This is a genomic window from Corynebacterium ihumii (genome assembly GCF_028609825.1).
GTDB lineage: Bacteria > Actinomycetota > Actinomycetes > Mycobacteriales > Mycobacteriaceae > Corynebacterium > Corynebacterium afermentans.
In genome coordinates this window covers 1,946,169-1,967,872 of the sequence record NZ_CP063190.1, presented here as the reverse complement: position 1 = coordinate 1,967,872, position 21,704 = coordinate 1,946,169, and the positions used below count along the sequence as shown (strand labels likewise).

At 64.9% G+C, this 21,704-nt stretch carries 18 protein-coding genes; 10 read left to right on the top strand and 8 right to left on the bottom strand.

What is annotated here, in order from left to right:
* From CIHUM_RS09605 to CIHUM_RS09585, 5 genes are all read right to left on the bottom strand, one after another.
* Nucleotides 1-513 (bottom strand): Na+/H+ antiporter subunit E, encoded by a 513-nt coding sequence (locus tag CIHUM_RS09605; protein ID WP_035000118.1) that lies wholly within the window; start codon nt 511-513, stop codon nt 1-3.
* Complete coding sequence (locus tag CIHUM_RS09600) at nt 513-2,321, bottom strand: Na+/H+ antiporter subunit D (protein ID WP_035000117.1); 1,809 nt, start codon at nt 2,319-2,321, stop codon at nt 513-515. The genes CIHUM_RS09605 and CIHUM_RS09600 overlap by 1 nt, the downstream gene beginning before the upstream one ends.
* The gene (locus CIHUM_RS09595) at nt 2,311-2,805 is read right to left on the bottom strand and encodes a Na(+)/H(+) antiporter subunit C (RefSeq protein ID WP_035000116.1); all 495 of its coding nucleotides are present in this window, start codon (nt 2,803-2,805) and stop codon (nt 2,311-2,313) included. The genes CIHUM_RS09600 and CIHUM_RS09595 overlap by 11 nt, the downstream gene beginning before the upstream one ends.
* On the bottom strand, nt 2,806-5,790 hold the full coding sequence (locus tag CIHUM_RS09590; RefSeq protein WP_035000115.1) for a Na+/H+ antiporter subunit A: 2,985 nt from the start codon (nt 5,788-5,790) through the stop codon (nt 2,806-2,808).
* 167 nt (nt 5,791-5,957) lie between these two features.
* Nucleotides 5,958-7,313, bottom strand: a complete 1,356-nt coding sequence (locus CIHUM_RS09585; RefSeq protein WP_273680210.1) for a dipeptidase — start codon at nt 7,311-7,313, stop codon at nt 5,958-5,960.
* A 448-nt stretch (nt 7,314-7,761) separates the two neighbouring features.
* Here CIHUM_RS09585 and groL point away from each other — a divergent pair, with 448 nt between their 5' ends.
* The 7 genes from groL (at nt 7,762) to CIHUM_RS09550 (ending at nt 13,897) form a co-directional block, all read left to right on the top strand.
* Entirely contained in the window at nt 7,762-9,402 is a 1,641-nt protein-coding gene (gene groL, locus CIHUM_RS09580; RefSeq protein WP_035000113.1) for a chaperonin GroEL, read from the top strand.
* 409 nt (nt 9,403-9,811) lie between these two features.
* A complete protein-coding gene (locus CIHUM_RS09575; RefSeq protein ID WP_262360376.1) occupies nt 9,812-9,940 on the top strand; it encodes a hypothetical protein in 129 nt (42 codons plus the stop codon).
* Nucleotides 9,941-9,983: 43 nt separating this feature from the next.
* Entirely contained in the window at nt 9,984-10,130 is a 147-nt protein-coding gene (locus tag CIHUM_RS09570; RefSeq protein ID WP_158293381.1) for a hypothetical protein, read from the top strand.
* A gap of 103 nt (nt 10,131-10,233) precedes the next feature.
* Nucleotides 10,234-11,133, top strand: a complete 900-nt coding sequence (gene ppk2, locus CIHUM_RS09565; RefSeq protein ID WP_035000112.1) for a polyphosphate kinase 2 — start codon at nt 10,234-10,236, stop codon at nt 11,131-11,133.
* A gap of 120 nt (nt 11,134-11,253) precedes the next feature.
* A complete protein-coding gene (locus CIHUM_RS09560; protein WP_051106517.1) occupies nt 11,254-13,026 on the top strand; it encodes a metallophosphoesterase family protein in 1,773 nt (590 codons plus the stop codon).
* 84 nt (nt 13,027-13,110) lie between these two features.
* Nucleotides 13,111-13,395 carry a type II toxin-antitoxin system TacA family antitoxin gene (locus CIHUM_RS09555; RefSeq protein WP_035000111.1) on the top strand — a complete coding sequence of 95 codons (285 nt, stop codon included), beginning with the start codon at nt 13,111-13,113 and terminating at the stop codon, nt 13,393-13,395.
* A gap of 73 nt (nt 13,396-13,468) precedes the next feature.
* Nucleotides 13,469-13,897, top strand: coding sequence for a GNAT family N-acetyltransferase (locus tag CIHUM_RS09550; protein WP_158293380.1), 429 nt, complete (start codon nt 13,469-13,471; stop codon nt 13,895-13,897).
* A gap of 4 nt (nt 13,898-13,901) precedes the next feature.
* On the opposite strand, the gene CIHUM_RS09545 is transcribed toward CIHUM_RS09550, so the two are convergent.
* Nucleotides 13,902-17,696: a Pls/PosA family non-ribosomal peptide synthetase gene (locus CIHUM_RS09545; protein ID WP_035000109.1), complete on the bottom strand. Its 3,795-nt coding sequence runs from the start codon at nt 17,694-17,696 to the stop codon at nt 13,902-13,904.
* A 281-nt stretch (nt 17,697-17,977) separates the two neighbouring features.
* Between CIHUM_RS09545 and CIHUM_RS09540 the strand changes: the two genes are divergently transcribed.
* The gene (locus CIHUM_RS09540) at nt 17,978-18,916 is read left to right on the top strand and encodes a PDDEXK family nuclease (RefSeq protein WP_035000107.1); all 939 of its coding nucleotides are present in this window, start codon (nt 17,978-17,980) and stop codon (nt 18,914-18,916) included.
* A gap of 155 nt (nt 18,917-19,071) precedes the next feature.
* Here CIHUM_RS09540 and CIHUM_RS09535 read toward each other — a convergent pair whose 3' ends face one another.
* Together CIHUM_RS09535 and CIHUM_RS09530 are read right to left on the bottom strand one after the other, a co-directional pair.
* Entirely contained in the window at nt 19,072-19,509 is a 438-nt protein-coding gene (locus CIHUM_RS09535) for a MarR family winged helix-turn-helix transcriptional regulator (protein WP_035000106.1), read from the bottom strand.
* A gap of 55 nt (nt 19,510-19,564) precedes the next feature.
* Nucleotides 19,565-19,861: a rhodanese-like domain-containing protein gene (locus CIHUM_RS09530; RefSeq protein ID WP_035000105.1), complete on the bottom strand. Its 297-nt coding sequence runs from the start codon at nt 19,859-19,861 to the stop codon at nt 19,565-19,567.
* 19 nt (nt 19,862-19,880) lie between these two features.
* On the opposite strand from CIHUM_RS09530, the gene CIHUM_RS09525 reads away from it, so the two are divergent.
* Both CIHUM_RS09525 and CIHUM_RS09520 read left to right on the top strand, forming a co-directional pair.
* Entirely contained in the window at nt 19,881-20,576 is a 696-nt protein-coding gene (locus tag CIHUM_RS09525) for a sortase family protein (RefSeq protein WP_238635385.1), read from the top strand.
* Between the two features lie 155 nt (nt 20,577-20,731).
* Nucleotides 20,732-21,616 carry a hypothetical protein gene (locus CIHUM_RS09520; protein ID WP_035000103.1) on the top strand — a complete coding sequence of 295 codons (885 nt, stop codon included), beginning with the start codon at nt 20,732-20,734 and terminating at the stop codon, nt 21,614-21,616.
* Nucleotides 21,617-21,704: the final 88 nt, after the last annotated feature.

Sequence of the window (21,704 nt, the reverse complement as noted above, 5' to 3'; positions counted from 1 at the left end):
TCAGCGGCCTCCTTCGAAGATGGCGATCATTTGGCGCTCCAATTTCTGCACGTTTTCAATTTCGCGGGTGATGGCGGCGTCGCTGTCGGCGTCGAGGATGTGCACGGTCCATTCGCGGTTGGCCAGGTCGATGTCGGTGACAGTGCCGCCGGGCTGCAGGTTGTAGGCGCAGGTGGCTAGGTACAGCACCAGCTCGTTGCTCAGGCGCATTGGCACGCGCAGCACGGCGTTTCGGGGTTGCGGCGCGCGGCGCAGCGACAGCCACGCCACTTTCGCCGAGGCCACCAGCAGGTCGAAGAACCACTCGGCCACAAACGCGGCCAGCTTGAGCCAGTTCACCCGGTTGCCGCTGCGCGGAACGGGCGGCAGGGGCAGTGCCAGCACGATGAGCAGGCCCAAGCCCAACCCGGCGACGAGGTTGCCCCAGCTTAGTTGGCCCATGAGCAGGATCCACATGAACGTCAGCCACGCCACGGTCAGCGGGCGGAACCGGTGGGCGATACCGGAAAACATCAGCGGCTCACCTCGTTCGGCTCTGTGTTGGACTCTGTGTTGGACTCAGCGTCCGCGGGCTCCGGCACCCTCTCGGTGGTCACGCCGGTGCTGGTGGGACCCGCGGGGCGGGAGGAGTCCCGTTGTTCGAGGGAGTCCCGGCCGCCGCCGGCGCCGGTCTGTTCGCGGAAGGCGTCGAGGTTGCGGGTGGGGGCCGAAGGGTCGTCGAGAAGCACGGCGCTTCGGTAGATGGACAGGTCCTGGGCGGATTGGGCGGCGCGGTCCGTGATGTTGGAGATCGGGCCGGCCAAAAACGTGATGCTGGTGGACGCAAGCACCAAAAACGCGGTGGACAAAAACATGCCGGCGGGCACACGGCCGACGTCGTCGCGGTCGCCCGAGGCGACGGTTTCCAAGCGCGCGGCCAGGTTCGCGGGGCGCGCCAACACGACGTCGCCTTCGGGGGCGTCGGCGCGGTCGCGGAGAAAGCCCTTGGACCACACGTTCATCATGGCGTACAGGGTCAACAGTGAAGTGATCACCGCGCCGCCGATGAGCACCCACGCCAGCCAGGAGCCGTCCTCCGCGCCAGCCTGGATGAGCATGACTTTGCCCAGGAAGCCGGAAAACGGCGGGATGCCGCCCAGGTTCAGCGCGGGGATGAGGTACAGCAGCGCAATCACGGGAGCGGTGTAGAGCAACGAGCCCAAACGGCGCAGCTGCGCGGAGCCTGCCTGGCGCTCCACCAGGCCGACCACCAGGAACAGGGAGGTCTGCACCAGAATGTGGTGCACCGCGTAGAAGATGGCGCCGGACAGGCCCGCAACCGAGCCGAGCGCGATGCCGAAGATCATGTAGCCGATGTGGCTGACCAGGGTGAACGACATCAAGCGTTTGATGTCGTTCTGGGCGATCGCGCCCATCACGCCCACGATCATGGTCAGAAGCGCGATCACCATCAGCGTGGAATCTAAGGCGCCGCCGGTGAACACGGTGGAGCGCACGCGGATGAAGGCGTACACGCCCACCTTGGTCAAAAGTCCCGCGAAGACGGCGGTAACGATGGAAGCGGCGGTGGGGTAGGAGTCCGGCAGCCACGCGTCCAGTGGGAAGATCGCCGCCTTGATGCCGAAGGCCACGATGAAGGTGGCGAAGATGGCCGCGCGGGTGCCGGTGGGCAGCTCCTCCATGCGGATGCCGGCCTGCGCCATGTTCACGGTGCCCACTGACGCGTAGACCAGCGCGAGCGCGAACAGGAAGACCATGGAGGACGCCATGGAGACCATGACGTAGCCGATGCCTGCGCGCACACGCTGCGGGGACGCACCAAGAGTCAACAGCACGTAGGAGGCCACCAGGAAGACTTCGAAGCCGACGTAGAGATTGAATAGATCGCCGGCGAGGAACGACAGGTTCACACCCATGCTCAGCAGCATGTAGGTGGGCAGGAAGACGGCGACGGGGTCGTCCTCGTCGCCGTCGCGAAGCCCCTGCGAGATGCCGTACCACATCACTGCAAACAGCACGATGGATGAGACGAACAGCATGATGGAGCTCAACCGGTCCGCCACCATGGTGATGCCCACCGGCGCGTCCCACCCGCCCATCTGCACTGTCTGGATGCCGTGGGTGTCGGCCACGATGATCAGCACCGCCGCGATCACGGTCAGCGCGGCCAAAGTGCCCAAGGCGATGAAGCGCTGCAGGTTCACGCCGCGGAATAGCATGATTAGCCCGGCGGCGAATGCGGGCAGGATGATCGGCATGACCGTCAGGTACGGCATGGCGGGCAGCACCCAGTCGGCGAAGGCCATGAAGCTATTTCGCATCGTGGCCTCCCTTGACTTCCTTCACCGGGTCCTCGAACGGCTTGGGGCCGAACGAGTGGCCGGACGGGCTGGCTTTACCGGTTTGCGCGTCGTCGGATTTGTCGCGGTCCGGGGAGGCTGATTTGGGGCGCGCGGCGATTGCGCGATCCTCCTCGTCGCGCTCGACGATGTCGTCTGTGCGGTAGCGGTATTGGCGGTAGGCCAGGGCGAGCATGAAGCCGACCATGGCCATGGATATCACGATGGCGGTCAAAATCATCGCCTGCGCCAGCGGGTCCGCACTGTCGGCAGCCGCCTCGGAGTCGCGTCCGATGATCGGCGGGGAGCCTGCAGGCCCGCCGGACTGCAGCAGCAGGAGGTTGGCGCCGTTGCCGATCAGGGTCACGCCCATGATCATGCGGGTCATGGACTTGTCCAGCATCAGGTACACGCCGCACGCGATCAGCACACCGGAGCCGATAAGCAAAAACAGGTTCGCTTCCATCTACTCGCCTCTCCTTTCGCGTTTGCTTATGGACGACCCGCTGGCCGCCACCGCCCTGCGCTCGTCGTAACGCGCCTTGCGGTTTCTGGACATGAGCTTGCGGCGCTGCTCGTTTTTCGCCTGCAACTCGCGCGCGCGGTCGCGGGCGCGCTGCTTTCGGGTGTCCTCCTCGCGGTCCAGGTAGGCGCCCATGGAGGCCAGCACGTGCATGATCAGCCCGACGACGATGATGTAGACGCCCGCGTCGAAGATCAGGGCGGACGGCACCGTCACGTCGCCGATGAGCGGCACACTGAACTCCGCGTACGAGGAGGTCAGCGGAGGCATCCCGAAGAACATCGGGGCGACCGCAGACGCGGTTTCGAACATGATGCCGATGCCTAGCACCTTGCCCGGGTGCACTGGGAGCGCTTCCTCTGCCTCGCTGCGTCCTCCCGCCAGGTACCGCAAGGTCAGCGCAAGTGCTGCGACGAGCCCGCCGGCGAAACCGCCGCCCGGGGCGTTGTGGCCGGAGAAGAAGAAGTAGGCGGACAGCAGCATCATCGACGGGAAGAGCAGGCGCGTGACCACATCCACCAGGATGGAGCGGTTCTGCGCAGTCTCCGTCTCCACGCCGGAGGCGAGCCAGCGCGCCTTGGTGGTGGACAGGGTGGGGCGGCGCGATTCCGGGTCGAAACGGAAGGTGCCGAAGATCAGGCTGGCGATGCCGGTGGCGGCGACCACCAGCACCAGCGTCTCGCCGTAGGTGTCAGCCGCACGCAGGTCCACCAGCAACACGTTGACGGTGTTACGGCCGTGGCCGATCTCGTATGCCAGTTCCGGCATGTACTTGGAGATCGGCTCGGCCACGCGTGCGGACATGGCCGTCATGGCCACGGTGACCACGGAGACGCCGGTGCCGATGGACAACCAGGCGCGCAAACGGTTGTCCTCGATGCGCTGCTCTGTTTCCGTCGGCATCTTGCGCAGCACCAGCATGAACACCACCATCACGATGGTCTCCACCAATGCCTGGGTTAACGCCAGGTCAGGCGCACCGTGCAGCACGAAGATCAGCGCCATGAAGTAGCCGGTCAGGCCCACCATGATCACACCGGAAAGGCGGTTGCGCTGCACGGCAGCGAAAAACGCGAGCCCGGCCATGACAGTGACCGCCAAGCCTTGCCAAACGTTGTCCCACACCTGCATGCGGATGTTGTTGGAATCACCCAGGATCAGCGCGGCCAGCGGCACCACGGCCAGGAAGGTGAAGATGACGGCCAGGTTGATGGTCAGCGAGCCGCGCTGCGTGGATGCCGTCAACTTCAGCGACCAGCGGCGCAGCGTGTCCATGAGGGTGTCCCACACCGCGTTGGCATCGCCGAGTGCGGGGCGCTCGAACTGCGCCTTGGCCACCACGTTGCTCTGCCAGAACATAATGGCGCCCACGAAGATGATTACGCCGGACAGTGCCAGCGGCACCGTGAACCCGTGCCACAGTGCAAGCTCCGCACCCTCGACGTCCGGGAAGCGCACGTTGAGGTATTCGTTGATCGGTGCCGACAGCCCCGCCGGCAACAGGCCGAAGCCCACCGTGCAGGCGGTGAGGACGGCCGGGGAAAGCCACAGCTTCGGCCCCGGGGAGTGCATGCCGCGCACCGCCGGGGACTGCCCCTCCGCCCACGGCTGGCCCTTCGTGGCAAACGCGCCGTAGACAAAGTACAGCGAGTACGCCATAGTGAGGATCGAGCCGGCCACCAGCACCACCAGGGTGATCTTGCCCGGCATACCGACGAGCAGTTCCTCGTGGAGGATGGCATCCAGCGCGGTCTCCTTGGCCACAAACCCAAACAGTGGCGGGATGCCCGCCATCGACGCCGCGGAGATGACGGCCAGCGTGGCCAGAAGCGGCTGCTTTCTGCCCAGCCCGGACAGTTCGTGGATGTCGCGGGTCCCGGTGGCGTGGTCGATCGCGCCGACGATCATGAACAGCGCGGCCTTGAACAGCGAGTGCGCGAACGTGATGGCTAACCCGGCCATGGTGGCCTCGCGCGAGCCCACGCCGATGACGGTGGTGATAAAACCAAGCTGGCTGACGGTGCCGTAGGCCAAAATCAGCTTCAGGTCCCGCTGCTTCAGCGCCATCCAGCCGCCCAGCAGCATGGTGAAACCGCCGGTGGACAACACCACCAGGTGCCAGGTGTTCACCGCGGACAAGTCCGGCGCCAAGCGAGCCACCAGGTAGATGCCGGCTTTCACCATCGCCGCGGAGTGCAGGTAAGCCGATACCGGGGTGGGCGCGGCCATCGCGCCGGGCAGCCAGAAATGCCAGGGGGACTGGGCGGATTTTGTCAGCGCGCCCAGCATGATCAGCACGATGGCGGCGGAGATCGCCGGGGTGTTTTCAATGTCGGTGATCTGGGGGATCTCGGACAGCTTCCAAATCTGAGCTTTGAAGCCCAGCAGGTTGATGCCCACGAGCATGGCAAGCCCGCCCATGGTGGTCACCATCAGCGCCTGCATGGCGGCGCGTCTCGAAGATGCTCGCTCGCCGTAGTAGGACACGAGCATGTACGACAAAATGGACGTCAACTCCCAGAACACGTACATGAGCAGGAAGTTGTCGGCGATGACCAGGCCGTACATGACCGTGGCAAAGAATGTCAGCTCGAAGCCGAACTTGGCCAGGCGCCGCGGATTGGAGTTGAAGTAGCCCCAACAATAAAACAGCACCAGCGCGCCGATACCCAGGATGATGAGGCTGAACAGACCCGCGAGGGCATCCAGGCGGAACTCAAGGTTGAGGTTCGTCGACGGCATCCATGTAAACACCGCTTTGACCTCGCCGCCGTCGCGGAACATTCCGGCGGCGAACAGGCGCGCCACCCAGATGAACCCGCTCAGTGGAACGAGCGCGAGGAGGCCAAACGCGGCGCGGCCGACCGTGCGGATGAGCACAGGGGCGGCCAGCGTGGCGGCGGTAAGCGCGATGAGCAGTATCAGCACGAGGTGCGCGGCCCTCCTCTGGTTGCGTGCGTGCGGGGCACGCCGCGCCTCAAGCGGGGGAGCTCATTGAGTTCACACAGAAAATACTCACTCCAGCGGTAACTGGGTATCTACGCGTCAACACCGGTGGCGCGGCCGTTGGAAATTAACTGTAGCGATTTTTGGTGCTACTTGCCGAAACGCTGCAGGAAAGCAGCCTCCGCTACCGCGATGCGTTCGATCTCTGTCGGATCCACGGATTCGTCCACGCCGTGGATGCCGCACATCGGCTCCTCCACGCCGTAGAGCGCGATCTCCGCGTCCGGGAAGGTGTTTTGCAGAGTGATGGTCAGCGGGATGGAGCCGCCGGAGCCGACCACGGACAGCTTGTCGGCACCGTAGGCATCCTTGAGGCACTCGCCCAGCGCGGCCACGGCGCCCGCCGAAGGATCCGTCGCAAAGGGCTCGTTGATGCCGCTGACCTCAACCTCGACCTTGGCGCCCCACGGGGTGTGGGATTTGATGTGCTGCTCCATCTTCTGCGCGATCTCGGCGGCGCTCTGGCCGGCCGGCACGCGCAGGTTGAACTGGGCCTCCGCGCGGGCGTTCACCGCGTTCATGGCCTCGGCCACCGGGGTGGAGGTAAAGCCGATCATGGTCACTGCCGGGCGCGCCCACACCAGGTCGGCAGGCTCGTCGTCCGCGGTGCCGAGCAGCTGCACGCCCTCGAGCACAGTCGCATCCTGACGGAAGGACTCGCGGTCGTAAGCGTCGCCGTCCCACTTCGCGGTGGTGTCCACGCCGTCGATGGTGGTGCGGCCGTGCTCGTCGAAAAGCGAGTTCGCGATAACCACCAGGGCGTGCGCGGCGTCCGGGGCCCCGCCGCCGTAGCTGCCGGAGTGGACCTGGTTATCCAGTGTCTCCACCGTCACCTTCACCTGCGCGCCGCCGCGCAGCGAGGTGGTCAGCGTAGGTACACCGGCAGCCACGTTGCCGGAGTCGGCGATGAGGATCGCGTCCGACTCGAACACCTCGGGCTTTTCCACGATGAGTTTGCCCAGACCGTCCTTGCCGCCGAGCTCCTCGGAGCCCTCGACCACAACCTTCAGGCCCAGGTCAGTGCCGCCGTTTTCCTCCAGCAGGCGCAGTGCCTCTAAGTGCATGGCCAGGTTGCCCTTGCAATCCGCGGCGCCGCGGCCGTACCAGCGGCCGTCTCGCTCGGTCAGCTCGAACGGGCTGTTCGTCCAGGCGTCCGGGTTGTTCGCGGGGACAACGTCGTAGTGGGAGTACAGCAGGACTGTCGGTGCGCCGTTTTTGGGCTCCCGCTTGGCGACGATCGTGTCCGCGTCATCCACCGTGGGGTAGCGAGTCACGTCCAGCCCAAGATCCCCCAGGGCGTTCGCAGTCCAGGCGCAGGCGTCCTCGTGCTGATCCGCCAGCTCAGGGGTGGAGTGCACCGAATTGAAGGAGACCAGTTTGGACAGGTCGTTGAAGATGCGGTCGCGTTGCGGGGTGTAGTTCTGTGATCCGTTTTGTGCAGTCATGGCACCACGCTAGCAGCGTTGGCGGGGCCGGCTCGGTGGCTGTGTTCGGCGGTGATTCTGGGCGGTGTTGTTCGGCTAAATGCTTACCCCAGGATGCTTACCCGGCTAAATGCTTACCCCAGGATGCTTACTGTTCGAGTAACCCCCGGCGTTCTCGCCCGTGCTACTCGAGAAGTAAGCATCCTGCAGTAAGCATCCTCGGGCCGGTAAGCATCTAGCAGTAAGCATCCTCGCCCCGGCATCCTCCACACCCGTTGCGTTCCTTGCACTCAACCCCGTCGAGTGCTAAAAATGTGGCTGGCACTCACGTAAACCGAGTGCCAAATAATACGAATAGAGCGGGTGAGGCTGAGACCACTCGTCAGCCGTGCCGTCGCGGGCGCCTGCTTGCACCGACGACCTGAGTGATCGTCCATGAACGCCTATATACAAGGAGTGACACACTCACATGGCAAAGATGATTGCATTCGACGAGGAAGCACGTCGTGGCCTCGAAACCGGCCTGAACACCCTGGCTGACGCTGTGAAGGTCACGCTCGGCCCGAAGGGCCGCAACGTGGTGCTGGAGAAGTCCTGGGGCGCCCCGACCATCACCAACGACGGCGTGAGCATCGCCAAGGAGATCGATCTCGAGGACCCGTACGAGAAGATCGGCGCCGAGCTGGTCAAGGAAGTTGCCAAGAAGACCGACGACGTCGCCGGCGACGGCACCACCACCGCCACCGTGCTCGCTCAGGCGCTGGTGCGCGAGGGCCTGCGCAACGTCGCAGCTGGCTCCAACCCGGTGGGAATCAAGCGCGGCATCCAGGCCGCCACCGACAAGGTGTCCAAGTACCTGCTGGACCAGGCCAAGGAAGTTGAGACCCAGGAGGAGATCGCCTCCACCGCTGGTATTTCCGCGTCCGACCCGGAGATTGGCAAAAAGATCGCCGAGGCGATGTACGCCGTGGGCAACGGTGCCGTGAACAAGGAATCCGTGATCACGGTTGAGGAGTCCAACACCTTTGGCGTGGACCTCGAAGTCACCGAGGGCATGCGCTTTGACAAGGGCTTCATCTCCGCATACTTCGCCACCGACATGGAGCGCGGCGAGGCAGTGCTCGAGGACCCGTACATCCTGCTGGTTTCCGGCAAGATCTCCAACGTTAAGGAGCTCGTGCCGGTGCTGGAGCAGGTCATGCAGTCCGGCAAGCCGCTGCTGATCATCGCCGAGGACGTCGAGGGCGAGGCCCTGTCCACCCTCGTGGTGAACAAGATCCGCGGCACCTTCAAGTCTGTGGCTGTGAAGGCACCGGGCTTCGGTGACCGTCGTAAGGCGATGCTGCAGGACCTTGCGATCCTCACTGGCGGCCAGGTCATCTCCGAGGAGGTCGGCCTGTCCCTGGAGACCGCCGGCATCGAACTGCTCGGCCAGGCCCGCAAGGTCGTGGTTACCAAGGACGAGACCACCATCGTCCAGGGTGCCGGCGACCAGGCGCAGATCGACGGCCGCGTGAAGCAGATCCGCGCCGAGATCGACAACTCCGACTCCGAGTACGACCGCGAGAAGCTGCAGGAGCGCCTGGCCAAGCTGGCTGGCGGCGTTGCGGTGATCAAGGTCGGCGCCGCCACCGAGGTGGAGCTGAAGGAGCAGAAGCTGCGCATCGAGGATGCTGTGCGCAACGCGAAGGCTGCTGTTGAGGAGGGCATCGTCGCCGGCGGCGGCGTGGCCCTGCTGCAGGCCGCCAACGAGCTCGTCGACGACCTCGGCCTGGAGGGCGACGAGGCCACCGGCGTGAAGATCGTCCGCGAGGCCCTGTCCTCCCCGCTGAAGCAGATTGCGCTGAACGCGGGCCTGGAGCCGGGCGTGGTGGCCGACAAGGTTGCCAACCTCCCGGACGGCGAGGGCCTCAACGCCGCAACCGGCGAGTACGTGGACATGCTGGCAAGCGGCATCGCCGACCCGGCCAAGGTGACCCGTTCTGCACTCCAGAACGCTGCGTCCATCGCCGCGCTGTTCCTCACCACCGAGGCTGTCGTGGCTGACAAGCCGGAGCCGGCTGGTGCTGCCAACCCGGGCATGGACCCGGAAGCTATGGGCATGATGTAAATCAGCCTTAGCCGTTGAAAGCGCGTCCTTCGGGGCGCGCTTTTTTCATGCCTCTCGACGCCCCTCCGGTGCACCCCCGGATTGGTGTAAAAAGTCACGATCGTGTGGGGATTTTGGACGCGTACACATCGTCCCCAAGGCCGAATGGGTTACACGTTTCAGCACCAATTCAATTGGTGTTAACTTTCGGGGACCGGTCGTGGCAGGTTATCGGCCCGGTCGCGAAAAGGTTACGTTTCGGTGAACGTCTACCAGCTGGAAGCTGCCTGTGTGTTGCAAATCTAATTTTCAGAAAGCGCTTGACGCAGCTGCTTGATGTGGCAAAATTCCACCTGTGACGCCCACCGGGTGTCAGTACCTGTCAAGATTTGCCAGACAATCACTGGCACCTATCGAAAAGGGGAAATCAATGCCTTTCGATCTCAAGACCGTTAAGAGCGCTCTCTCTGACTTCGCCACCTTCGCGAAGAACCTCTCCAAGCTGTTCACCAAGACCCCGAAGACCCTCAAGGACTTCGCTGACAAGGTCTCCAAGTAAGCCTTCGCATCACCCAACAGAAAACTTTTAAAGGAGAATTATCATGGAAGCATTGACTAACTGGGTTGCACTTTCCTCCGGTAACGGCGACAACGGCATCACCCAGGTTCCGGGCGCTCTCGTTGAGCTGCTGGGCAACCTCGGTGACCTTGCTGAGGCTGTTTCCAAGCTGATGGGCCTGGTCGCGTAACTGTAACGCGCATAGCCGAAGGTCCCGTCGCTAAGCGGCGGGGCCTTTTCATTTCTGGATACTTCTCCGGCATACCGCGCCCGGGCCGAATAGACTGGTAAATATGGCTGACAATAAAGACGACGAACTGCCGATGATCGACCTCGCCGAGACCGAGGGTTGGGTCGTCGACGATACCGACGAGGACGATCCCGTCCTGCTCATGCCGGACGGCACCGCCATTCAGACGTGGCGCGAGAACTACCCGTACGACGAGCGACTTTCCCGCGATGACTACGAGAAGGAAAAGCGCGCCCTGCAGATCGAGCTGCTGAAGTGGCAGAACTGGACCAAGGACACCGGGCAGCGCCACATCATCCTCTTCGAGGGCCGCGACGCAGCCGGTAAGGGCGGCACCATCAAGCGCTTTAACGAGCACCTCAACCCGCGCGGTGCGCGCACCGTGGCGCTGGAGAAGCCGTCCCCGCGCGAGTCCACGTCCTGGTACTTCCAGCGCTACATCCAGCATTTCCCGTCTGCCGGCGAGATCGTCTTCTTCGACCGCTCCTGGTACAACCGCTCCGGTGTCGAGCGCGTCATGGGCTTCTGCACCGAATCCCAGCACGCCGAGTTCCTTCGTGAGGTGCCGATGCTGGAGAACATGATCCTCGGCTCGGGCATCTCCCTGACCAAGTTCTGGTTCTCCGTGACCCAGAAGGAGCAGCGCACCCGCTTCGCCATCCGCCAGGTGGACCCGGTGCGCCAGTGGAAGCTCTCCCCGATGGACCTGGCCTCCCTGGACAAGTGGGAGGACTACACCCGCGCCAAGGAGGAGCAGTTCCGCTACACGGACACCGACGAGTCGCCGTGGATCACCATCAAGTCCAACGACAAGAAGCGCGCCCGCCTCAACGCGATGCGCTACATCTTGTCCAAGTTCGAGTACACGAACAAGGACCACGAGGTTGTCGGTGAGCCGGACCCGCTGATTGTGAAGCGCGGCCGCGACCAGATCGGCGACTAGGAGCTCTTGCTCCGTCTGAGGGGCTAGCCGCAGACAGTGCCTGGCTGAAACCGTCAGCCGGGCACTTTGCTGTCTGAACTTGCGCTGCGGAATCTCTAAGCTGGCGCTAATTTTTGATGCATGACAACACGCCACACCGCCGCCACGTTTACTGTCGCCGCCTTCACGATCGCTGCCGCCACCCCGCACGCGCTGGCTGCACAGCCGGACGCGTTCCCCGAATCCACCCGCCCGTACCTGTACTTCGAAAGCTTCGACGGGGTAGCTAACCCCGCACATTTCACCCACGACCTGCCGGAGGGCTGGTCGCAGAAGGTCTCCGGCGTGACCTCCGGGGAGGCGCGCTGGAACGGTTGGACGGTCTCGGACGTGCGTCACTGGACGTGGGCCGCCAGCACGGATGAGCGCCACTTCTTCACGCAAGGCCACGACCAGTTCGCCATCATCGACTCGAAGCAGCAGCGCCTGGCCGAACGCGACTCCATGGATGCGCGCATGAACACCGCGCCGATCGACGTTGCCGGCCAGGACACCGTCGCCCTCGAGTTTGACCAGCACTACCGCCAGGGCAAGGACGGCCAGGTAGCGCAGGTTGCGGTGAGTTACGATGGTGGGGAACCGGAGGTCGTCGATAAGCTGACGCACGACCGCTACTCCTCACACGAGTACTTCGAGCTCGACGTGCCGGAAGGCGCCAAGACCATGCAGGTGACCTTCGGCTACCTCGGCGGCAACGACGACTACTGGTGGGCAGTGGACAACGTCACGGTGCGTGCGCCGTTTACCAAGATCGCGGACAAGCCAAACACCATCATCGACGTCATCTCCGACCCGCAGGACGACCCGGAGGATTACAAGCTGGCCATTAGCCGCCTCAACGCCATGCCGGAGAAAGCGGGCGCGCTGGTGATCAACGGCGACCTGGTGGACAACGGCAGCCAGGAGCAGTGGGACAGATTCCTCGCCGCGCGCAAGGAAGTCCCGCACGATTCAGGTGTGGAGCTGTGGACCATTGGCAACCACGAAATGTACGGCAAGGAAACCTCGGAGGTGCACACGCAGCGCTTCCTCAAATACTCCGGGCAAGACAAGCCGTGGAACGAGGTGGTGGTCAACGGCACGCCGCTGATTTCCGTCAACACGGAGTACTACTCCGACATCGACCGCGGGGGCAAGGAGCCGTTCCAGCGCATCTCCGCCGAGCAGCTGCAGTGGCTGGACGAGCGCCTCGCGCACTGGGACGCACAGGGCGTAACCGCGCTGGTGTTCACCCACCCGCTGCTGCCGGGGACTGTGTCCATGAGCCATTCCGCCTGGTATCAGAACGATTTCGAGGATGAGCAGGCTATCTCCGACGTTCTGTCGAAGTACAACGACGTTGTCGCGTTCACCAGTCACTCGCACTCCTCGCTGAAGCAGAACAACTGGTGGGGCACCAGGCGTTACGACGGCACCATGCAGGGCGCCATCGGCTTCCCCGTGGTGAACACGGGCGCGATCTTGAACGAGTACCTGCCGGACGGCGACCACGACGAGGAGATCGTGGACGACAAGGCCGCGACCGGCCTGCGTGTGAAGGTCTACGACGACCGCATCCGCGTCGAGGCATGGGACTTCAAGGACGGCCACGGCCTGGCCAACCCCGACGGCGAGGCGAAGATGATCAAGTACCAGGACTTTTCCAAGCAGAAGCGCGTGGCGGCGCCCCCGGCAGAGCCCAACCCGGATACGCCCGCGGATACCGCTGGCGGTTCCTCCACCGGCGAGAAGATCGCGGTAGCTATTGGCATTCTCGCCGCGATTGGCGGGGCGTTTGCGGTGCTTGCGCCGCGTGTGCAGGAAGTTTTGGGTGGCCTCGGCCTGCCGGCAGTGCCCCGGGAGCTGATCCACTGATCCACTGGCTGCCGTTTCAGATCCGTTGACGTACGCCACCGCACCGTATGTACAATGTGCGTACATCATCGAGGGGGGAGGCGAATGACAGTGAAAGATCGCCGGTTGAATCTTCGGACCACGGCGCTACAAGATGACCGGCTCAGGCAGGCTGCGGAGGCGACTAATAAGTCAGTCTCGGAGTTTGTGCTGGAGAGCGCTGTTGAGCGAGCTGAAATGGTGCTCGCTGATCAGCGTTGGTTCGTTCTGAGTGAAGAGAACTTCTCGCACGTGGAGAAACTTCTAGAGCATCCCGCAGACTTTAGGAAGTTGGCTGAGCTGTTTGCGGCAGACAGTCCATTCGGGAAGGAATTCAGCTTTGGCGGCTGAAGGCGTCCTTCAGCCGCCACGGCAGTTGGTGAAAAGCGATGACCGAGCGTCGTTTCGGTGTGGAGTCTCATCCTTGGACTTGTGGTTCCACCGGTATGCACTGCAAAACCAGCGCGCGAAAAACTGCGCTGTCTATGTGTCGACGTGGAACGAGCGGGTCGCGGGCTATTACGCGATCTGTACCGGGGGGTTGGAAAAGGAGGCCACGCCGGGCAGCTTCGCAAGAGGCCGGCCGGATCCGATTCCCGTGATCATTCTTGCTCGGCTGGCTGTGGACGCGGGTGCGCAGGGCAAAGGCGTTGGTCGAGCGCTGTTGCGCGATGCTTTAGCGCGGTGTTTCACAGCTGCAGCGGCGGCCGGGGCGGCAGCAGTTGTGGTCCACGCGCTCGACCAGTCGGCGAAGGACTTCTACCTCCGCCACGCAGATTTCCGCGAGATGCCGGGGGAGCCGCTGCACCTGCTATTCCCAATGAAAGGGATTGCACAGATCGTAGGGCAATAAACCCCTACTGCGGCTCCACCGGGTTGCCCTGCCACACAGTCATGGCCGGCACCTCGTCGCCGCGCATGACCAGCGAGCCCGGGCCCACCGTCGCACCCGCGCCGATCACGGAGCCCGGCAGGGACACCGAGTGGGCGGCCAAAGTTGCGGAGTCCAGGATAGACACCGTGTCCAGGGACATCACGCGGTCCTGGAACAGGTGTGTCTGCACCACCGTGCCCGGGCCGACACTTGCCCCGCGTCCCACCACGCACAGGTCCGTCTCCGGGAACCAGTAGGACTCGATCCACGCGCCGCGGCCCACGCGCACGCCCAGCGCCCGCAGCACCAGGTTCATCTCGCCGGCGCCTGAGGCCCAGTTGAAGAACCACGGCGCGGCGACAACCTCGACGAACTGGTCCTGCAGCTCGTTGAGCCAGACAAACCAGGAGTACAGCGGGTGCTCGGCAGCCTTATGGCGACCGACCAGCACCCACTTCGCCACCACGGCGGACAGCACGGCGAGCACGCCCACGGCCATCCACACCAGGCCGCCGAGCAGGTACGTCCAGAAGCCAAAGTGTTCAAGCAGCGTCACCACGCCCGCGGCGAACACCGCGGCGAGCACCGCCTGCGTCATGGGAGCCAAAAGCCGCAGCGTCTCAATCAACCCGCGCTTGCGCATCAGGGACGCGGACGGCTTGTAGGTCGCTTCGCCGCTGGCCTCCACCTCGACGCGGCGCATGCGCTCCGGCGGGGAGCCCCACCAGTTCGATCCTGCCTTGGACTTCTTCGGGGACGCGGACAGCACCGCAACCAGCGACTGCTTGGCCAGCTTGCGGCCGGGCGCGAGCATGCCGGAGTTGCCCAAAAACGAGCGTTTGCCCACCACGGTGCGGTCGGTGCGGATCCAGCCGTCGCCGAGTTCGTAGGTGCCCACCATGGTGTCGTCGGCAAGGAAGGCCCCGTCGCGCACCTCGGTCAGCTTCGGCACCATCACGGCGGTGGACACCTCGGCGCGCTCGCCAATGTGCGCGCCCAGCGACCGCAGCCACACCGGGGTGGCCAGGCCCGCGTAGATGGGGAAGTAGCGGGTGCGGGCGTCGTCCATAAGCCTGGTCACGGTCCACAGCGCCCAGCCGTGCACGCTGCGCACCGGGAACACGCCGGGCTTTACGCCTATCTGCGTCAACCTCACGGCCAGCCACGTCAACCCCAGACCGCAACCGATGTAGACCAGCCCGCCGACCGGGGCGAACACGAGCAGGCCCCACACCGACGAGGTGTGCGTAAGGTGCGCCAGCCCCACCGTCGCGGCGGCGCCAGCGACAGCCGCCGCAGTCGGAAGCAGCGCGAGGAACAGAGAGGTCAAGCCGTAGCCGAACGCCCACAGCGGGCGGCGCGGCGGGCGCTCGTTGGGGAAGCGGTGCTTGGAGCGGCCCACCTTGCGCGCGGGGGAGCCCGCCCAGCGCGAGCGCTTCTTCACAGGCTTGCGGCCGGTGACGGTGGATCCGGCCTCCACGTGCGCGCCGTCGCGGATCTCAGTGCCGGGCATGAGCGTGGAGCGCGCGCCGACGCGGGCCTCCGCACCGATGCGCACCTCGCCGACGTGGAACTCGTCGCCGTCGAGCCACACGCCCGACAGGTCCACCTCCGGCTCGATGGCGGAGCCCTCGCCGATGGAAAGCAGGCCCGTCACCGGTGCAAAGGCGTGCATGTCCACGCCCTTGCCGATCTTCGCGCCCAGCATCCGGGCGGTGATCTTCGCGGCGTTGGCGCTGGAGATATTCAGCGCGCCGGAGGCCGCCAGCCAGCGCTCGGCCGCCCACAGCCGCACGTGCCGCGCGCCGCCGCGTTTGTACACGCCGGGCTTGATGCGGCCACGGATGATGCGGGCGCCCAGCGCGCCGATGGGGATGCGCCCGAACGGGGTGCACAGCACCACGAACGCGGCGGCTAGCCAGGACCAGCTCAGCTCGGTCAGACCCAGCAGGTTCGCCACGATAGCCACCCACGTCACGGCCGTGGCGGCCTTCAACGTCATCACCGGGATCAGCGCCAAGGTCTGCGCCACGCGGGTGCCGGCGCCGACCGGCTCTACCTCGCGTTCGCGCTTGGCGGTGCGGTTGGACAGCGTGAGCTCGTCGATAAGCGAGGCAAGCGTTTCCAACCTGGGGTGGTCGTAGAGATCGCGCACCGCGATGGTGGGCACACGCTCGCGCAGGCGTGTGATCAGCGCGGCGGCCGCGAGCGAGGAGCCGCCGAGCTCGAAGAAGTCCGCGTCGCGGCCCGGCACGTCCAGGCCGAGGACCTCAACCCACTGCTCCGCCACCCACGTCTCGGTCTCGCTCAAGCCAACCGCGTCCACGCTGGCGGGCAGCGGCCACGGCAATGCCTTCTTGTCCACCTTGCCGGAGGTGCGGATGGGCAGCTCGTCCATGACGTGCAGGCGCGGCACCAGCGCCGCCGGCATAAGTTCTGCGAGGCGCTCGCGCATGTGCGGCACGTCCAGCTCGGTGCCCTCGTTGGGGGAGACGTAACCCACCAGCACCTTGTCACCCGACGGCAACTCCTGCACCGCGACGGCCGAGTTGTACACGCCGTCGAGGGCAGCGACGTTGGCCTCGACCTCGCCCAGCTCAATGCGGCGCCCGCCGATCTTGACCTGGTCGTCGGCGCGGCCGATAAACGCCAGGCCGTTATCGGTGAGTTTGACGTGGTCCCCGGTGCGGTAGGCGCGCTCCCAATCGCCCATCGGGGCGTACTTCTCGGCGTCCTTCTCCGGATCCAGGTAGCGGGCCAGGCCCACGCCGCCGATGATCAGCTCGCCGTCGTCGGCCACCGCCAAATCCCAGCCGTCGAGCGGCCAACCGATGGTCACGGCCTCGCCCGGGAATAGCTGCTTCGCGCTGGCCACCACGGTCGCCTCGGTGGGGCCGTAGGTGTTCCACATTTCGCGGCCCTCCGCCAGGCGGTCGGTCAGTTCCTGCGAGCATGCCTCGCCGCCCACGATGAGCAGGCGGATGTTGTCCAGCGCCTCCTTCGGCCACAGTCCGGCCAGCGTTGGCACGGTGGACACGACGGTGATGTCGCGGCGGATCAGCCACGGGCCCAGGTCCTGGCCGGAGCGCACCAGCGCGCGGGGCGCCGGCACCAGGCACGCGCCGTGGCCCCAGGCCAGCCACATCTCCTCGCAGGACGCGTCGAAGGCCACGGACAGGCCGGCCAGCACACGGTCGTCCGGGCCGAGCGGGTTGTCCTGGCAGAACAGGCGCGCCTCCGCATCCACGAACGCGGCTGCGGAGCGGTGCGTTACCGCCACACCCTTCGGCTTACCTGTGGAGCCGGAGGTGAAGATGATCCAGCAGTCGTGGTCCGGAGTGACCTCGCCCAACGGGGCCGGTTGCGCAGGCTTGAGCACCCGCAGGCCGTCGTCGGTCCAGATCGCGTCAACGTCCGCTTCGCCGAAAACGGTCTCCGCGCGCTCGTCCGGGTCGTCCGCGTCCACCGGCACGTACGCGCAGCCCGCGCGCATCGTGGACAGGATTGCAAGGTAGAGCTCCCTGCTTCCCGACGTCATCCGCACCCCCACGCGACCCCCATCAGGCACGCCCATCTTGCGCATCTCCGTGGCGCGGCGCTCGATTTCGTCGACGAGTTCGGCGTAGGTGAGCACGCCGTCGCTGGCAGAGTTGGCGCCGCCGTCGTCGATCGCGGCGGCATCCGGGTAATCGGCGGCGGTGGCCGTGAGGATGTCGATAAGCGTTCGCTCTGGCGGGGCGAGGTGGCTGCGGAGGAGCGGATTTTCGGCCTGAGACATGCGGATAAGGCTAATAGCGCGTTGAAAATCCGCAAATCATGGGAGATGCCAACTATTTGCGACCGCCCACGTTGTCGGTGTTGCGGTGTCTGGGGTCTCGTGCCGGCCCCCGCGCCACCATTCCCCGGTCAGATCCAGCTAACCGCACCTCGATTTTCGCCTCCAGGAGCCGATTAGCTGGGCCCTTGTAGCTGGATCCGCGGAAGCGCTGCGAGGTTTCGCGCATGCTGCTACTGTCAAAACCGGTCTCGGGGGAGACAAAAGAAAAATGGGGGGGATCGATGGATCAGGCAAAACTGGTCGCGCTGCTCGTGGCGCGCGGGGACGTGGAACACCAAGAGTGCGTGCAGCTGTCTGCGACAAAGTTTGTTCCTGCCGCGAAGTGGGCGGGGCTGAAGCGCTACGAGCAGGAATTCCTGCGGTGCTACGCAATCGGGGTGAGCGCGCACAAAGCGGTGCTGATTGGCCGTTCCGCGGCGAGGGCGCTGGGGCTCGGGATGCTCATCAAGGAGCCGGAGCTTGTGGAGTTGGCGCAGCGAAACGGCCGGCCGCCGTCGAAAAGCCAATGGCCCGACGGGGTGATCTACCGCAACATCCCGATTCCGGACATGGACATCCTCGAGCACGATGCGTTCGATCCCGCGGGTGGCGACGGGAGCATTCGCCTAACGACGGCCCCTCGCACCGCCGTCGACATCGCCCGGTTCCACGGCGTGCGCGACGCGGTGGCGGCGATGGACAGCCTGTATCGCGAACAGACCCCGTTTGGGCAGGAGACGATTCAGCTCGAACTGGCGGCCACGATCGACCGTTTGGCGGGGAAGAAAGGGGTGGGCCTGGCGCGCTGGGCGCTCGAGCTGAGCTCGGTGAAATCGGAGTCACCGTACGAGTCGCTGTTCCGCACCATCCTCACCGAGCTGGGGATTCAGCCGCAAGAGCAGATGTGGGTGGGCAGGCGTTTCCGGGTTGACCTGCTATGGGGCACCCTCATCATCGAGATCGACGGGTACATGAAGTTCGAGAACATGCCGCACGATGAGGTCATGAAGATGACGCGGCGGGAAAACTGGCTGAAGGAGCAGGGCTACGAGGTGCTGCACCTGTTTCCCGTTGAGATCATTTTCGACGAGGCTGGCTGCATCCGCCGCCTCTACGCAGCCAAGGCGAGGGCGGACATCCGCGGCGCGGTTTCGGTGCCGGCGACGCCGTACCGCCCGTAGCGCGATTGGCACCCGCCCGCGCGGCCGCCCGGAGCACGACTGGCGCCCGCCCGCGCTGCCATTTTCGCCTCCAGGAGCCGATTAGCTGGGGCTTGATAGCTGGATCCGCGGAGAAGAGGGGCGGCAGGGGCGGAAAGGGTAGCCGCCGAAGCGCCCTACTCCTCCGCCGCGAGGGCCTGGGAGAGCTTGCGCAGGCTCTTCAGTTGCTTGTTGGAAGATGCCTCGAGCGCACGGTCTTCCGCCTCCGCGACATCCGCGGCGAGCTTCGCCAGTGCTTTGGTTCCCTTCTTTGTCGCGGCGACGATTTGGCGGCGGCGGTCTTTCGGGTCGCGTTCGCGGGTGACCCAGTTGTTGTTCTCCAGGTTGTCGATGAGGCGGACCATGTCGGAGGCGTCGATGGACAGCAGCTCGGAAAGCTGACGTTGGCTCATCGGCTTCCCGTCCACACAGGTGAGGATCCAGTACTCGCGCATGGTGGAGGAGTGTTTAGCCAGGGTGCGCTCCACCTCGTCTTTGGTGTGCCTGCGCACGCGTTCAACCTGGAAATGGGGCGACTTGGCCAGTGTGGACGGTAGCTCGGGGAGGGCGGACATGCCCCTCATCATAACTACGTTTACGCGCCCAACAATGGGGATCGCCTAAGACTGCCTAGTTCTGGTGGGGCAGGCCCTTCTCTACCCAGGCGGTGGTGCCGCCGGCAACGTTGATGACGTTGTCCCAGCCACGGGCCTGCTCCAGGTATTCGCCGGCCTGCGCGCTGCGTCCGCCGGACTTGCAGATCAGGTAAATGTCCTGGTCCGGGTTGATTTCGTCGGTGCGTGCGACGAACTCGGACAGGGGGATGTTCACGGCACCTTCGGCGCGGACGGCGGCGTACTCGTCGGGCTCGCGGACGTCGATAAGCTGTGCATCTGCGGGGACTTGATCTACGGAAACTTCCTTCATGGCTCGTATGATAACCGTCGTGAAGTACCACGTTCGCCGCATTGCCGCACTGCTGATTTTGTTTCTTCTTGTGCGCGCCGGTTTCAAGGCATTGCCTCACGACGAACCTTCGGACCACCCGGCGCCGGAGCAGGAGACGTCGGTGTCGGCGGAGCCTCGTCGACAAGCTGCAGCCTCGATCACACAGGGGCGACCGGTGGAGATGGTGGTGCCGGTGCTGGGGCTGCGCGCCGGGTTTGAGGGAGCGGATTGCCGCGTGGTGGACGGCAAGATCGACCCGAAAAGCATGGATAAGGCGTGCGCGCTGACGGGGCAGGACTACCCCTACGAGCTGCCGGGGACAAACGCCGGCGACATCGTGGTCGTGGCGGGGCATACGGGTGCGGGCGTAGACGCGGTTTTTAACAAGCTTTACGACGGCAAAGCCGAACGCCACACCGTAGCCACCGGCGACACGCTGTTCGTGCGCACGGAAACCTCGGGCGAGGACTGGCTGAAGTACACCGCGACCGACCTGCACGACCCGGACAAAGGTGCGCTGGCGAGCAACACCGAGATTTGGGGGACGGGGCCGATGCCGGGCAGGTTGCTGACCATTTCCTGCATCCAGCCGGCGAACCTGCTGGCGGACAGTGTGCGCAACGCTGTGGTGGGGTGGCAGCTGGCTGGAACAGCGACCGACGACGAGGTCGAGATGGCCTTCGAGCCGCGGTAGTCAAGATTTTTACGTCCTTTTGCGGGTGCTGACCTGCGCGTTTTCAGGCGTTGCCCAAAAAGTCTGAAGTTTTAGTTGAGACTTGTGTGAAAGGTGTTTACTGTTGTGGCGTAACCTTCGACCTGAGGTTTAGACTTTCCCGATAGGAGTCCCTTATGAAGCGCACCATCCGCACGCTCGCCGCAGCCGCAATGGCCGGCGCGATCGCAATTTCCGCAACCCCCGCCGCCGACGCACAGACCGACATCGATCCGACCGAGGTCGCCACGAAGATCATCGAGGCTCGTTTCCCGGCCGTTATCGTTGCCCCGAACGGCACGTACTACGAGCTGATCAACGGCGAGTACAAGGAGGCTGCAGCCGCCCCGGCCGGCGCCGAGAACGCCGCGAAGGTTTCCCTGGCAGACAACGGTGACATTGTCGCCACCCTTGCGGACGGCTCTGGTGAGACGATCGTGCTGGGGAACGAGAAGGATCTCAACCAGGCTGGTCAGAACTCCGCCGATTCGACGGTCACCACCACTCCTCAGGCCCCGGCGCCGGAGGCGACCGGCGAGGCTACCGCCTCTGCAACCTCCACCGCGACCACCCTTACGGTGCCGGCGGGTACGGACACCACCGTCTCCGCAACTGTGGATGCCAACCTGGGCGGCGCTGGCGCGGGCAGCTCCAACGGCGCCGCTGGCGAGGTTAACGCCGAGCTGTCCCCGGGTGCGATTGCGGGCATCGCTGCTGCTGCGATCGGCATCCCGGTCGTCATCGCTGGCGTGACCTACTTTCTCAACCAGGACGGCGAGACCCTGGTCGGCTCTTCCGAGCGTGTGAACCAGCAGCCGACCCCGGAGGAGAAGGAGAAGTCCGATCAGCTCCGTGCTGAGCACGCCGACGAGATCGCCGCGCAGCAGGTTGCTGCAGCCGCGAACCGTGGCGTCGAAGCCGAGACTGGCTCCAACACCATCGCGCGCACCCTGTTCGCGCTGGTGATTGCGTCCGTGCTGGGCGCTGCCGCCTTCGTGGCTGGCCGCCGCTTCCTGGTCTAACTCTGGCCGCCCCCGGGGCCCGGTTACGCGACTGTAACCGGGCCTCATCTGCATTTTCCAGAGAGAAACTCGTGTTACTGGAGTGAAA